Origin of the sequence: Arthrobacter sp. NPDC080031 (assembly GCF_040702485.1) — a bacterium.
GTDB lineage: Bacteria > Actinomycetota > Actinomycetes > Actinomycetales > Micrococcaceae > Arthrobacter.
Map to the genome: position 1 here is coordinate 86,479 of NZ_JBFBLA010000009.1, position 14,872 is coordinate 101,350.

The 14,872-nt window shown below is 62.5% G+C and carries 13 protein-coding genes; 8 read left to right on the plus strand and 5 right to left on the minus strand.

Annotated features, from left to right (window positions below; translation table 11 throughout):
* Positions 1–6 precede the first annotated feature (6 nt).
* The 5 genes from AB0323_RS09425 to rpmH are packed head-to-tail and all read right to left on the minus strand — an operon-like array spanning position 7 to position 2,547.
* A complete protein-coding gene (locus AB0323_RS09425; protein WP_366177084.1) occupies positions 7–582 on the minus strand; it encodes a R3H domain-containing nucleic acid-binding protein in 576 nt (191 codons plus the stop codon).
* On the minus strand, positions 582–1,553 hold the full coding sequence (yidC, locus tag AB0323_RS09430) for a membrane protein insertase YidC (protein WP_366177085.1): 972 nt from the start codon (positions 1,551–1,553) through the stop codon (positions 582–584). Before yidC ends, AB0323_RS09425 begins: the two co-directional genes overlap by 1 nt.
* A 17-nt stretch (positions 1,554–1,570) precedes the next feature.
* Complete coding sequence (gene yidD / locus AB0323_RS09435) at positions 1,571–1,960, minus strand: membrane protein insertion efficiency factor YidD (RefSeq protein ID WP_364538863.1); 390 nt, start codon at positions 1,958–1,960, stop codon at positions 1,571–1,573.
* Position 1,961: 1 nt separating this feature from the next.
* A complete protein-coding gene (rnpA, locus tag AB0323_RS09440) occupies positions 1,962–2,369 on the minus strand; it encodes a ribonuclease P protein component (RefSeq protein ID WP_078107069.1) in 408 nt (135 codons plus the stop codon).
* Between the two features lie 40 nt (positions 2,370–2,409).
* Positions 2,410–2,547 (minus strand): 50S ribosomal protein L34, encoded by a 138-nt coding sequence (gene rpmH, locus AB0323_RS09445; protein WP_011776797.1) that lies wholly within the window; start codon positions 2,545–2,547, stop codon positions 2,410–2,412.
* Between the two features lie 465 nt (positions 2,548–3,012).
* Here rpmH and dnaA point away from each other — a divergent pair, with 465 nt between their 5' ends.
* The 8 genes from dnaA (at position 3,013) to AB0323_RS09485 (ending at position 14,796) form a co-directional block, all read left to right on the plus strand.
* Positions 3,013–4,434, plus strand: a complete 1,422-nt coding sequence (gene dnaA / locus AB0323_RS09450; RefSeq protein ID WP_078107068.1) for a chromosomal replication initiator protein DnaA — start codon at positions 3,013–3,015, stop codon at positions 4,432–4,434.
* A 532-nt stretch (positions 4,435–4,966) separates the two neighbouring features.
* Positions 4,967–6,091: a DNA polymerase III subunit beta gene (gene dnaN / locus AB0323_RS09455; RefSeq protein ID WP_366177086.1), complete on the plus strand. Its 1,125-nt coding sequence runs from the start codon at positions 4,967–4,969 to the stop codon at positions 6,089–6,091.
* 60 nt (positions 6,092–6,151) lie between these two features.
* Positions 6,152–7,072 carry a phosphogluconate dehydrogenase (NAD(+)-dependent, decarboxylating) gene (gene gnd, locus AB0323_RS09460; protein WP_366177156.1) on the plus strand — a complete coding sequence of 307 codons (921 nt, stop codon included), beginning with the start codon at positions 6,152–6,154 and terminating at the stop codon, positions 7,070–7,072.
* A 23-nt stretch (positions 7,073–7,095) separates the two neighbouring features.
* Complete coding sequence (gene recF / locus AB0323_RS09465) at positions 7,096–8,289, plus strand: DNA replication/repair protein RecF (RefSeq protein WP_366177087.1); 1,194 nt, start codon at positions 7,096–7,098, stop codon at positions 8,287–8,289.
* Positions 8,276–8,830, plus strand: a complete 555-nt coding sequence (locus AB0323_RS09470; RefSeq protein ID WP_234752970.1) for a DciA family protein — start codon at positions 8,276–8,278, stop codon at positions 8,828–8,830. Before recF ends, AB0323_RS09470 begins: the two co-directional genes overlap by 14 nt.
* 397 nt (positions 8,831–9,227) lie before the next feature.
* Positions 9,228–11,303, plus strand: coding sequence for a DNA topoisomerase (ATP-hydrolyzing) subunit B (gene gyrB / locus AB0323_RS09475; protein WP_366177088.1), 2,076 nt, complete (start codon positions 9,228–9,230; stop codon positions 11,301–11,303).
* Positions 11,304–11,365: 62 nt separating this feature from the next.
* Complete coding sequence (gene gyrA / locus AB0323_RS09480; protein WP_366177089.1) at positions 11,366–14,101, plus strand: DNA gyrase subunit A; 2,736 nt, start codon at positions 11,366–11,368, stop codon at positions 14,099–14,101.
* Positions 14,098–14,796, plus strand: a complete 699-nt coding sequence (locus AB0323_RS09485) for a DUF3566 domain-containing protein (protein ID WP_366177090.1) — start codon at positions 14,098–14,100, stop codon at positions 14,794–14,796. The genes gyrA and AB0323_RS09485 overlap by 4 nt, the downstream gene beginning before the upstream one ends.
* The last annotated feature ends 76 nt before the right edge of the window (positions 14,797–14,872 follow it).

The window sequence follows — 14,872 nt, forward strand, 5'->3', positions numbered from 1 at the left end:
GATCCGTTAGTCGGCCGAAACCACAATGTGGCGGCCGGCGCCCTCGCCCTCGGACTCGGATACAAAGCCGAGGTCCGCGACAGCGTCGTGCACAATCTTGCGTTCGTAGGCGCTCATTGGTTCAAGTGCCACAGAGGCGCCGGTCTCCTTGACCTTCGCGACGGCGTCTTCGGCAATCTGCTGCAGATCGCCGGCACGTTCCTTGCGGTAGCCGTTGATGTCGAGCACCAGGCGGGACCGGTTTTCAGTCGCCGACAGCACGGACAGGCGAGCGAGTTCCTGAAGGGCTTCAAGCACTTCACCGTCGCGGCCGACCAGGCTCTCAAGCCCCTCGGAGTCGTCTTCAGCCGCGATGGAGATGTAGGTGCGTCCGTTGCGGATCTCAATGTCGATGTCGCCGTCGATGTCGGCAATGTCGAGGAGTTCCTCAAGGTAGTCGGCGGCGACGTCCCCCTCTTCCTCGAGGCGGCTCACGGAAGTGCCTTTGCCGGCAGCAGTGCCTTCTTCAGAAGTTTCTTCTGTGGCTTCTGCCGGTTCCTGAGCGGCAGCGGCCGTTGCCTCTTCGGTGCTTTCAACAGACATTACTTCTTCTTCCTGTTCTTACGTTGTGGCTGGATGCGCTGCTGTGCCTTGACCTCGACGGCGGCCACTTCGGCAGCGACGTCTGCGTCCTTCTTACCGCCCAGGAGTGGGTGGGAAGGCAAGCCCTTGGCTGCGCGACGTTCAGCAAGCGCCTTCGCCGCAGGGGAACCCGGAGTCGGCATGCGGCGGATGACAAAGAACTGCTGGCCCATGGTCCACAAGTTGGTGGTGGTCCAGTAGATAAGCACGCCAATCGGGAAGTTGATGCCACCCACACCGAAGACGAGCGGCAGAATGTAGAGCATCATCTTCTGCTGGCGCATGAACGGGCTGGCCATTGCCTCTTCGGACATGTTCTTGGCCATGATCTGCTTCTGCGTGATGAACTGCGACGCCGTCATGGCCAGGATCATCACGATGGAGAGAACCCACACGACCGTCTGGTCGCCGCCACCGCCGCCGTGAAGCAGCGAAGCCGAGAGGGGGGCGCCGAAGATGCTGGATGCATCGAACTGCACTACCTGCTCATGGCTCAAAGCCCCGATGCCGGTGCCGCTTTCCTTCGCAGCACTGATACCGGAAAGCACTTGGAACAGCGCGAAGAAGAACGGCATCTGGATCAGCATGGGCAAACAAGCGGAGAACGGGTTGGTGCCGTGCTTCTTGTACAGCGCCATCTGTTCCTGCGCCATCGCCTGGCGGGAGAGCTGGTCGGTCTTGCCCTTGTACTTCGCCTGCATCTTCTTCAGATCAGGTTGAAGCAGCTGCATGCCTCGCTGGGCCTTGATTTGCTTGACGAAGACAGGGATCAGGGCGGCACGGATCACCAGCACCAAGCCGATGATGGACAGCGTCCAGGTCCAGCCGTTCTCCGGCGGCAGGCCGATGAAACTCAGCCCGTCGTGGAACCCCAGCATGATCGCGGACACTAGCCACTTGAACGGGGCCAGAATTGTTCCAAAGATGTCCATACGTTTTCCCTATTTCCTCAGGCCGCTGTGCGGCGACCGTCTTCATCAGACCACACAGCCAGGAACTGGTCCGGGTTGTTCAGTACAACAATTGTGGGCGTCCGGCCTTCGGGCCAGTGACGATGTCCGGCGGGGACGTGGTCCACACCGCCGGCGTTCCAGGGGTGGCAACGCGCAAGGCGCCGCACTGCGAGCCAGCTTCCCTTGACGGCACCGTGTACCGTCACCGCTTCGAGGGCATACGCCGAGCAGGAAGGGAAGAACCGGCACACCTGGCCGTACAAGGGAGAGATGATCCTGCGATACGTCTTCAGCAAGATGATGAGGACGTTGCGCGGCAGCTCCCACAAAAATGTTCCGAGGATCCTCGGAGCGACTCTAAAGAAGCGGACGACGGCGGAGCTCAGCTCATGCACGCGGTGTCCCTTCCGTTGTGGTGCCCTGGGTGGGCGAAACAACCCGCGGAGAGGATCCGCCGAGCCGTTTCGTGGTTGCCGCCAAGGCGGCATTGTAATCCGTCAGCAGCTGGTCCCAGCTCGCCGTCGCAGCCGCGGGCAACGCCCGGACCACAACAGCAAGACCCGTGCCATGCCTATTCAAAGACAATGCACCTGCTTCTCTCAGTCTCCTCTTAACGAGGTTCCTGGTCACAGCGTTCCCGACAGCTTTGGAAACGATGAAGCCGATGCGGCTCGGTTCTCCGGCACCGATAGGTGCCGTATATAACACTAAGTTCCGGCGTCCATTGCGGACGCCGGAACGTACAGTTGTTGAAAAGTCGGTAGAAGTCCGCAGACGGTTACGGGTGGCTAGCACCTATTGACTCGCTTGGAAGGCTGACCGACGAGTCAGTTATTTAGGCCGACAGTTCGACGCGGCCCTTGCCACGACGGGCGGCCAGGATGGCACGGCCGGCACGGGTGCGCATACGAAGGCGGAAGCCATGCTTCTTGGCCCGACGGCGGTTATTCGGCTGAAAAGTCCGCTTGCTCACGTTAGTTACTCCAGTGGATCAAAGGTGCGCCCACCCGATCAAAAGGGGAAGAACTGGCCGACGCTAAGTTTATTGAGTATCCGCCGCCGCCCAACGCCGGAATTACCGGAGGTACGGGCGGTCAAAAAGCGGACACATAGGACTTCACAACGTTAGGGCAAAAAGACCCCCCAGGTCAAACCGGAAGCCGCGGAGCCCGCTATCCCCAGCTGTGGCTAAGTACCCCAGCCAGCCTGTGGATGAAGTGGCTCACAGAGCCCGTTTCAGAACCACAACGGTGTAATTATCCACAAGCTTCTTCCCAGCTATCTTCTGGAGTTTCCATCCCCTAGAGTGTCTCAGTAGCCGATTATCCACGGACTGTGCATAACCCTGTGGATTCGGTTCGGAATCCACGCCCTTTGATCGGCCACGGACCTTCGGCTGCCGCAATCCAGGCAAGCAAGCACTCGAGGGAACCAATTGATGACGGTAGACGAAGCCAACCACGCCAACACGGTCGGAAGTTCCTGGCGGCGGGTGCTGAGCCTGCTGGAACAAGACGATCGCGTCACACCCCGGCAGCGCGGTTTCGTTATCCTTGCCCAGGCGCAGGGCCTGATCGGCTCCACCCTCTTGGTCGCCGTGCCCAACGAGCTGACCCGTGAGGTTCTCCAGACGCAGGTCAAGGACGCCCTCGATGACGCCCTCCGCAGCGTCTTTTCCGACGACATCCGGTGCGCAATCGACGTCGACACGGATCTGGTTCCCATCCACGAAGAGCCGGCCCCCGCCGTCGAACTCTCTTCCGCGAACGACCTGGCCGTGGAACTGAAGCCGCAGCCCACCCCGCCGAGTACTTCGCACGAATTCGGCCGGCTCAACCCTAAGTACGTCTTTGACACCTTCGTGATCGGTTCTTCCAACCGGTTCGCGCATGCCGCCGCCGTCGCGGTCGCGGAAGCACCGGCCAAGGCCTACAACCCGCTGTTCATCTACGGTGACTCCGGGCTCGGCAAGACGCACTTGTTGCACGCGATCGGCCACTATGCCCGCCGGCTCTACAGCGGGATCCGGGTCCGCTACGTGAATTCCGAAGAGTTCACCAACGACTTCATCAACTCCATCCGCGACGACGAAGGCGCCAGCTTCAAGACCACCTACCGCAACGTCGACGTGCTCCTGATTGACGACATCCAGTTCCTGGCGGGCAAGGACCGCACGCTCGAGGAGTTCTTCCACACCTTCAACGCCCTGCACAACAACAACAAGCAGGTGGTCATCACCTCGGACCTCCCGCCGAAGCAGCTTGCCGGGTTCGAAGACCGCATGAAGTCCCGTTTCGAATGGGGCCTGCTGACGGATATCCAGCCGCCGGAACTCGAAACCCGCATTGCGATCCTCCGCAAGAAGGCCCAGAGCGAGGGATTGTCCGCCCCCGACGACGCCTTGGAGTACATCGCTTCCAAGATCTCCAGCAACATCCGCGAACTCGAAGGCGCCCTGATCCGCGTCACTGCGTTCGCCAGCCTCAACCGCCAGCCCGTGGACGTGGCCCTCGCCGAAATGGTGCTGAAGGACCTGATCACCGACGACGGCGCCCAGGAGATCACGGCCGACCAGATCCTGAAGCAGACGGCCGAGTACTTCAAGCTCAGCATGGAAGAGCTCTGCAGCAAGTCCCGCACGCGCACCTTGGTGACCGCGCGGCAGATCGCCATGTACCTGTGCCGCGAGCTCACGGACATGTCCCTGCCGAAGATCGGCCAGGAGCTTGGCGGCCGCGACCACACCACGGTGATCCACGCGGACCGCAAGATCCGCGAACTGATGGCCGAGCGCCGTGTGATCTACAACCAGGTGACTGAGCTGACCAACCGCATCAAGCAGCAACAACGCGATTCCTGACTCACTCCTCGAGGTACTACATACCTTATTAACAGGCACATGTGGATAAGCCTGTGGATACTTAAGGGGACAAGCACGGTTAATGGGCTTAAAACCCTTAAGCCGTCTGTGGATCGTTAAAAACGGCCCTGGGGGTTATCCACGTCCACACCCTGTTTAAAACCCCTGTCACCCACATATCGTGAACAGGGCTTAACCGCGGAACTGCGGGTCCAGAGGCGGTTATCCACAGTTTCCACAGGGGTTATTAACACTACTAATCCCAAAAAAATGAATTCCCTCAAATAACAATCTCCTTCCGCCCACCCATCGACGCAGCCCGTGGCTGCCTCGAACCACAAGCCAGCAGGCCGGGGATGGGTTAATGCCCGAAGTTCCGGCTAAGCTGTCTGCATCGCGTCCATCCTTGGCGCTGCTTTGTAGTTCGCTCACTGCGGACCCGGCAGCTTCGGGTTCCGGGCGCCGGATTTCGGGGCTCCTGGGGAGTTTCCGGTGGAACACTGGCAGCAGCAATGAAAGGCGGCACCCTTCCGTGAAGTTCAGAGTCGAGCGGGATGTCCTGGCAGAAGCCGTCACATGGACAGCCCGGTCCTTGTCTCCGCGGCCGCCCGTCCCGGTACTCTCAGGTCTCCTGCTCAAGGCAGAAGCCGGAACAGTGAGTCTCTCGAGCTTTGACTACGAGACCTCCGCCCGTCTCGAGATTCCAGCTGACATCACCACCGAGGGAACCATCCTGGTTTCCGGGCGCCTTTTGGCCGACATCTGCCGCAGCCTCCCCTCGGCTCCCGTCGAAATCGAAACCGATGGCAGCAAGGTCACCCTCACGTGCCGTCGAAGCAGCTTCCATCTCGCCACGATGCCGGAATCCGAATACCCGCCGCTTCCGGCGCTTCCCGCCATCAGCGGAACCTTGCCCGGCGACGCCTTCGCCCAAGCCGTTTCACAGGTCATCATCGCGGCCAGCAGGGATGACACCTTGCCGATCCTCACCGGCGTCCGGATGGAGATCGAGGATGACATGATCACCCTCCTCGCCACGGACCGATACCGCCTCGCCATGCGCGAAGTACCGTGGAAGCCGGTCACCCCGGGAATTTCCACGAGTGCCCTGGTGAAATCCAAGACCCTCAACGAGGTAGCCAAGACCCTCGGTGGCAGCGGCGATATCCATCTCGCCCTCGCCGATGACGACAGCCGGCTGATTGGCTTCGAAAGCGGCGGGCGGACTACCACTTCCTTGCTCGTCGACGGCGACTATCCCAAGATCCGGTCCCTGTTCCCGGATTCCACGCCGATCCACGCATCGGTCCAAACGCAGGAACTCGTTGAAGCCGTTCGCCGCGTGTCCTTGGTCGCCGAACGAAACACCCCGGTTCGCCTGGCGTTCACCCAGGGACAGCTGAACCTCGACGCCGGTACCGGCGAAGACGCTCAGGCATCCGAGGAACTCGAAGCCCAGCTCAGCGGTGAAGACATCACGGTGGCCTTCAACCCGCACTACCTCGTGGAAGGCTTGAGCGTGATCGAGACCAAGTTCGTGCGCTTCTCCTTCACCACCGCGCCCAAGCCGGCCATGATCACCGCCCAGGTTGACGCCGACGGCGATGACAAGGGCGACTACCGCTACCTCGTGATGCCCGTCCGCCTCCCCAACTAGCTAGCAATTGTTGTCGTTCCGGGCTCCCCAAACGACAACAAGTGCGAGCCAGTCGGGTCAATACCAAATACACCAACGCAGAAAAGAGTTCACACCGTGCACATCGGACTGATCGGCCTTGGAAAAATGGGTTTCAACATGCGCGAACGCATGCGCAAGGGCGGAATCGAAGTCACTGGCTTCGACCGCAATCAGGACATCGCCGACGTCGCATCCGTTGACGAACTGATTGCTGCCCTTCCAACGCCGCGCCTGGTCTGGGTCATGGTTCCTTCCGGCGACATCACCAATGCAGTGATCAGCGAACTCGGCGAGAAGCTTTCCGCCGGGGATATGGTCATCGACGGCGGCAACTCACGCTTCACCGAAGACCAGAAACACGCGGCTTTCCTGGCGTCCAAGGACATCCGCTTCGCCGATTGCGGTGTTTCCGGCGGCGTCTGGGGCCTGCAGAACGGCTACGGACTCATGGCAGGCGGCGCGGATGAGGACATCGAACTGGCCATGCCGGTATTCGACGCGCTCCGCCCCGAAGGCGATCGCGCCGACAGCTTCGTCCACGTGGGCGGCGTCGGAGCGGGCCACTACGCCAAGATGGTCCACAACGGCATCGAATACGGTCTGATGCAGGCCTACGCCGAAGGCTACGAGCTGCTCGCGGCCAAGGACATCATCAAGGACTTGCCCGGCACCTTCCGTGCCTGGCAAAAAGGCACGGTTGTCCGTTCCTGGCTCCTGGACCTCATGGTCAAAGCCTTGGACGAAGATCCGGGCCTGGCCTCCATCGGGGACTACGTCGAGGACTCCGGCGAGGGCCGATGGACCGTTGAAGAAGCGATTGCCAACGCGATCCCCGCCCCGGCAATCACCGCGGCGCTCTTCGCCCGCTTCTCCTCCCGCGAAGACAACTCGCCGGCCATGAAGATGGTGTCCGCGCTGCGCAACCAGTTCGGCGGCCACGCCACCCGTCCGGCCAAATAGGCCCCGGTCGCCCAGCAGTACGCGTGTACCTCGAACATCTTTCGCTGACCGATTTCCGCAGCTACGCGCAGGTTGACCTCAAGCTCGGCCCCGGTGTCACCGTCCTGGTGGGGTCCAACGGCATGGGCAAGACGAACCTCATGGAAGCCATCGGATACCTGGCCGCCCTGAGTTCACACCGCGTGAGCACGGATGCGCCGCTCCTGCGTTTCGGCACGGATCGCGCGTTGATCCGGGCGAAGCTCGTCCGCGGGGAACAATCGACGGTGGTGGAGCTCGAAATCAATGCCGGCCGTGCCAACCGAGGCCGGATCAACCGTGGAAATCCTGTACGTGCCCGCGACATCCTGGGCATTTGCCAGACCGTGCTTTTCGCACCTGAGGACCTTGCCTTGGTCAAAGGTGATCCGTCCAATCGCCGTCGATTCCTCGACGAACTGCTGGTCAGTCTCATGCCGGTGCACGCGGCGACCCGCAGCGACTACGACCGCGTGCTCAAACAGCGCAACGCCCTCTTGAAATCGGCCCGCACCGGAAAATTCACCACGGGACACGAGGCGACGCTCGATGTCTGGGACCAGCACATGGCGCGGGCCGGTGCGGAACTCCTGCATGCGCGGCTGGAACTCGTGGAACGGCTCCGACCTCATCTCAAGAGCGCTTATGCGCAACTGACGGATGGATCCAAAGAGGCCGGCGCGGTCTACCGCTCCACCATTCAAGGCGTCTTGGACGACGACGGCGGTCCCGCCGAGCGGCCCGCTGAAGGTTCGGAGGGGGTGGAGGAGCTCCGCTTGCTGTCCGTGGATCAACTCACTGAGCGCTACGTCCAGGCCTTCGCTTCCTCGCGCCGCAAGGAGTTGGAGCGCGGGATTTCCCTCGTCGGACCCCACCGGGACGAACTGGAACTGGTTCTGGGCCAAGCTCCGGCCAAGGGCTATGCCTCCCATGGCGAGACATGGTCCATGTGCCTCTCCCTGCGCCTGGCCTCGTACTACGTCATGCTCGATGACACCCGCACCGGCGGTTCCGCTCCGATCCTCATCCTCGACGATGTGTTTGCCGAACTGGATGTGCAGCGCAGGCGTAAACTGGCTGCAATAGTGGCCGGCGCCGAGCAGGTATTGGTGACGGCCGCCGTCGACGCCGACATTCCCGAGGAACTGGCGGGGCGACGCGTAAAGGTTGTGCCCGGAGGCATTGATGGAGAAGGATAGCCCAGGCGGACGCCAGCCGGGCAGGGACCCTGACGAGATTGACGCTGCCCAATCAGCTTTGAACCGGATGCGCGAAGCGGCCGCCGCGCGGGGCGAAATCCGCCGCGCCGCCCCGCGGACGGGCGCCGCTCCTAAACGCAAAGGCGTCCGCGACACCCGCGGGTTCAGTCAATTCCACGGCACCGGCCGGGATCCGCTTGGCCTGGGGAAAGTCGTCGGGAGGCTCGTGGCCGAACGGGGCTGGACTTCTCCAGTGGCCGTCGGCTCCGTGATGGCAGAGTGGGATGCCTTGGTGGGGCCGGAGATTTCCGCGCATTGCACTCCTGAGAGCTTCACGGACACCACGCTCCATGTCCGCTGCGATTCCACCGCGTGGGCAACGCAGCTCAGGCTCCTGAGCACCAGCCTCCTGGACATGTTCCGAAGGGAACTCGGAGACGGAGTGGTGACGTCCATTCAAGTACTCGCGCCCACGGCACCGAGCTGGCGCAAGGGCGGCCGAAGCGTCAATGGGCGGGGCCCGCGGGATACCTACGGGTAACTTCATCGGCTCCCGCGTCAGCGGATTTGCGTGAACGGCGCACAGGGGCGAGAAACCTCCCCGGACTGTACAGCTCCCTAGAGGGTGCCGTTTTGGCGGCTTGCAGATGGGGCCAGCGGCCTCCCAGAGCTAGTTTCCTGAGCATAAGGGCCGGGTTTTGCAAGGAACAGCGCTCAGTCACGATAGAATCGGGATAGACAACTGGGCGCCGGTGAACGTTGATTGGCTCCGCTGAACAGCACTTGTAACAGCGGATCAGCCAATCACGAAGTAGCCGGCGTTAGCAGTGACGTCCCTGTTGGCGGCTGCCGTATCCCTGTGGTGTGTCCTGACGGACATGCTTCCTTGGTGCGGTGACGGCCGGCGACCATCGAACACGGAGGAGTCGAAAGCGCCTGTGGCTAACGACAATGCAGAGACCTTGGCAGTAGATCCCGCGAAGGAGAACGCCCACAAGCCTGACACACCCTCGGGGGCCAAGGAGTACGGTGCGAGCGACATCACCGTCCTTGAAGGTCTCGAAGCGGTGCGCAAGCGCCCGGGCATGTACATCGGATCCACCGGCCCGCGCGGTCTCCACCACTTGGTGTATGAAGTGGTGGACAACTCGGTGGACGAGGCTCTTGCCGGGTACTGCAGCCACATTGAAGTGACCCTCCAGGCCGACGGCGGCGTGAAAGTCGTGGACGACGGCCGCGGCATTCCGGTGGACATGCACCCCACGGAAAAGAAGCCGACCGTCGAAGTTGTCATGACCATTCTGCACGCGGGCGGAAAGTTCGGGGGCAGCGGCTATGCGGTGTCCGGCGGCCTCCACGGCGTCGGTATTTCCGTCGTCAACGCGCTGTCGCGCAGGGTCGACACCGAGGTGCGTCGCCAGGGCCACGTTTGGCGGATGAGTTTCGCTGACGGCGGCAAGCCACAGGGCGGACTCGTCCAGGGCGAAGCAACGGACCAGACTGGAACGTCCCAGACGTTCTACCCGGACGGCACCATCTTCGAGAGCACCGAATTCGATTTTGAAACCCTCCGCGCCCGGTTCCAGCAGATGGCCTTCCTCAACAAGGGGCTGCGCATCACCCTCACGGACGAGCGTCCTGTCGCAGGAGCAGGCGACGACGACCTGGATCTCGACGCCGTTGCCACCGAGGGCGAAGTGGCGGCAGAACACCGCACGGTGGTTTACCAGTACAACGACGGTCTCCTCGACTACGTAAAGCACCTGAACTCGAACAAGAAGGTGGACGTCGTCCACGAGGACGTCATCGCCTTCGAAACCGAAGACACTGAGCGGCACATCGCCGTCGAGGTCGCAATGCAGTGGACCACGGCCTATTCCGAGAGCGTCCACACGTACGCCAACACCATCAACACGCACGAGGGCGGAACCCACGAAGAAGGCTTCCGCGCCGCGATGACGTCGCTCATCAACCGCTACGCGCGCGAGAAGACCATCATCAAGGAAAAGGATGACAACCTCACCGGTGACGACATCAGGGAGGGCCTCACCGCCGTTATCTCGGTGAAGTTGTCCGAACCCCAGTTCGAGGGCCAGACCAAGACCAAACTGGGCAACTCCGAGGTCAAGGGCTTCGTCCAGCGGGTGGTCACCGACCAGCTTGGCGACTGGCTGGAACGGAACCCCGGCCCGGCCCGTGACGTCATCCGCAAGGCTGTCCAGGCGGCCCAAGCCCGCATGGCCGCCCGGAAGGCACGCGACAACGCGCGACGCAAGAGCCCCTTGGAATCCTTCGGTATGCCGGGCAAGCTGTCGGACTGCTCCTCAAAGGACCCTTCGCGTTGCGAGGTCTACCTCGTCGAGGGTGACTCCGCAGGCGGTTCGGCCAAGCGTGGCCGGAACCCCGAAACCCAGGCCATCCTGCCGTTGCGCGGCAAGATCCTGAACGTGGAGCGCGCACGCCTGGACAAGGCCCTCGGCAACAACGAAGTCCAGTCCATGATCACGGCTTTCGGAACCGGGATCGGCGAGGACTTCGACATCTCCAAGCTGCGGTACCACAAGATCGTCCTGATGGCCGATGCCGACGTGGACGGCCAGCACATCACCACGCTGCTCATGACGCTGCTGTTCCGTTACATGCGTCCGCTGATTGAGAACGGCTACGTCTACCTGGCCCAGCCGCCGCTGTACCGGATCAAGTGGTCGAACGCCCCTCACGACTACGTCTACAGCGACCGTGAACGTGACGCCAAGCTGGTCTCCGGCCAGGCCGCCGGCCGCCGGATCCCCAAGGACAACGGCATCCAGCGCTACAAGGGCCTCGGCGAAATGGACTACACCGAACTCTGGGACACCACCATGGACCCGGACCACCGCACGCTCCTGCAAGTAACCATGGACGATGCCCTGGCGGCGGACCAGACCTTCTCCGTACTGATGGGTGAGGATGTTGAATCGCGCCGGAACTTCATTCAGCAGAACGCCAAGGACGTCAGGTTCCTGGATATCTAGGGACGTCAAAGCCCTAGGAATATTCCAGTACTGACATATACCTGAAACGGAAATCATAAAATATGAGTGACGAAACACCCGAGATTCCCGCCGAGTCGGCCGGCATTCCGGAACCCGTGCTTGAGGGCGATGTGCTGACCGACCGCGTAGACCAGGTGGACCTGCAGACGGAAATGCAGCGTTCATACCTGGACTACGCGATGGCGGTTATCGTTGGCCGCGCGCTTCCGGACGTCCGCGACGGCCTGAAGCCCGTCCACCGCCGAGTGCTCTACGCGATGTTCGACGGCGGCTACCGCCCGGACCGCTCCTTCAACAAATGCGCCCGCGTCGTGGGCGAGGTCATGGGCCAGTACCACCCGCACGGTGACACCGCGATCTACGATGCCCTGGTCCGCCTCATCCAGGACTGGACGATGCGCTATCCGCTGGCGCTGGGCCAAGGAAACTTCGGTTCCCCGGGCAACGACGGCGCTGCGGCTCCGCGATACACCGAGACCAAGATGGCCCCGCTGGCCATGGAAATGGTCCGCGACATCGACGAGGAAACCGTCGACTTCCAGGACAACTACGACGGCAAGAACCAGGAACCCACCATCCTGCCGGCGCGTTTCCCCAACCTGCTGGTCAACGGTTCCTCCGGAATCGCCGTCGGCATGGCCACCAACATCCCGCCGCACAACCTCCGCGAAGTGGCCGATGGCGTGCAATGGTATCTGGCCAACCCCACGGCCAGCCGCGAAGAGCTGCTTGAGGCGTTGCTCGTCCGCATCAAGGGTCCGGACTTCCCGACCGGTGCAACCATCCTCGGCCACAAGGGCATCGAGGACGCGTACCGGACGGGCCGCGGCTCCATCACCATGCGCGCCATAGTCAACGTCGAGGAACTCCAAGGCCGCACATGCCTGGTGGTCACCGAGCTTCCCTACCAGGCAAACCCGGACAACCTGGCCATCAAGATCGCCGAACTGGTCAAGGACGGCAAGATCCAGGGCATCGCGGACCTCCGCGACGAGACGTCCGGCCGTACCGGACAGCGGCTGGTGATCGTGCTCAAGCGCGACGCCGTTGCCAAGGTGGTGCTCAACAACCTCTACAAGCACACCCAGCTCCAGGACAATTTCGGCGCCAACATGCTGGCGATCGTCGACGGCGTACCCCGCACCCTGAGCCTGGACGCCTTCATCCGGCACTGGGTGGCCCACCAGATGAGCGTCATCGTCCGGCGTACCCGCTACCGCCTGCGCAAGGCCGAGGAAGAGGCGCACATCCTGCGCGCACTTCTCAAGGCCCTGGACATGCTGGACGAGGTAATCGCGCTCATTCGGGCCTCCAACACCACCGAGGCCGCCCGCGATGGCCTGATGGGGCTGCTGGACATCGACGAGCTCCAGGCCCGCGCCATCCTGGACATGCAGCTCCGCCGGCTTGCCGCGTTGGAACGGCAGAAGATCCAGGACCGGCACTCCGAGCTTGAGGCCATGATTACGGAGTTCAACTCGATCCTGGCCTCCGAGCAGCGCCAGCGCGACATCATCAGCCAGGAACTGGCCGAGATCGTGGCCAAGCATGGCGATGACCGCCGGACCCACATCCTCATGGGCTTCGACGGTGACATGTCCATGGAAGACCTCATCCCCGAGGAAGAAGTGGTGGTCACCATCACCCGCGGCGGATACGTCAAGCGGACCCGCAGCGACAACTATCGTTCGCAGCAGCGAGGCGGCAAGGGCGTAAAGGGTGCCCAGCTTCGCGGCGACGATGTCGTGGAGCACTTCTTCGTCACCACAACGCACCACTGGTTGCTGTTCTTCACCAACCTGGGCCGCGTGTACCGTGCCAAGGCGTACGAGCTTGCCGAGGCCGGCCGTGACGCCAAGGGACAACACGTGGCAAACCTGCTGGCCTTCCAGCCGGACGAACACATCGCCCAGGTCCTTGACTTGCGCGACTACGAGCAGGCCCCGTACTTGGTGCTCGCCACCAAGAACGGCCTCGTGAAGAAGACGCGCCTGGAAGACTACGACACCAACCGCACCGCCGGCGTGATCGCCATCAACCTTCGGGATGGGGACGAACTTGTCTCGGCGCAGCTAGTGTCCGAAACCGACGATCTCCTCCTGGTTTCCCGCAAGGGCCAGTCGATCCGCTTCACAGCGACCGACGAGGCACTGCGTCCCATGGGGCGCGCCACCTCGGGCGTGACCGGCATGAAGTTCCGTGAAGACGACGAACTCCTCGCGGCCGACGTCGTCCAGGATGGCTCGTTCGTGTTCGTGGTGACCGAAGGCGGGTACGCCAAGCGCACCGCCGTCGAGGAGTACCGGCTCCAGGGCCGTGGCGGCCTGGGCATCAAAGTGGCCAAGCTCCAGGAAGAGCGAGGCGACCTCGTCGGTGCGTTGATCGTCAACGAAGAAGACGAAGTCCTGGTGGTCATGGAGGGTGGCAAGATTGTCCGCTCCGCCGTGGCCGGCGTTCCCGCCAAGGGCCGTGACACCATGGGCGTCATCTTCGCGAAGCCTGACAAGAACGACCGCATCATCGAGGTGGCCCGCAACAGCGAACGCGGCCTCGAGGAGTCCGACGACGATCAGGGCGAGGGCACAGACGACGCTTCAACCGCCAATAATGTCGAAAATCCTCTCGGAGGAACGTCCGGGACGGACGATGACGTAACGTTGGCTGCAAACGGCGGCGCCGATCAGGCGACCGCAACGGCCGAATCGGGATCGGCCGCAGGATCCGGCAATGGGTCCGGCGTCGAGCTGAACGAAGACAACACCGGAGGTAACGAGTGAGCAATTCGGACTCATATCCCAAGCCGAGTACGGGTGTCCCTGGAGGATTGCGGCAGCCGTCGGCTACTCCGCGGGTAGACGCACCGGCCCGTCCCCAGCAGCGCCCTGTGGCATCCGCTTCGGGTGCGGCAGGAACCGGCGCGGAAAGGGTCCCCGGTCAACGCCCGGCCGTTCCCGGTCAGCGCCCGGCGGTTCCCGGCCAGCGTCCCGCAGGAATGCAGCGCCCGGCGGGCCAGCAGCGTCCCGCTGCGCCCGGCCAGAGGCCCGTGCAGGGCCAGCAGCGGCCCGCCTCCGGCGCTCCAGGGCTTGTGAAGCCGGCACCTAAGGCGAAGGTTCGCCGCGCCCGCCTGTTGGTCAGCAAGGTAGATCCGTGGTCTGTCCTGAAGATGGCGTTCCTATTGTCCGTTGCCTTGGGCATCGTGACCGTGATTGCCGCAATCGTACTGTGGACCGTTCTGGACCTCACCGGCATTTTCAACCAAGTGGACAGCCTTCTGGGCACCCTGGCAGGTTCGGAAAGCGGTGGCTTCGAACTCAAGAAGGTCGCATCGCTCGGACAGGTGGCCTCCTTCGCCACCATCATTGCCGTGGTGAACGTTGTGCTCCTGACTGCCCTGTCCATGCTGAGCGCGGTGCTTTATAACATTGCCGCAACACTCGTGGGCGGCATTGGCGTGACCCTCACCGACGACTAACCCAAATGGTCCGAATTTGAGGGAAACGGCTGGAAAACAGTGGTGAAAATACCTCGATTTGAGATCGGGCCGGGAT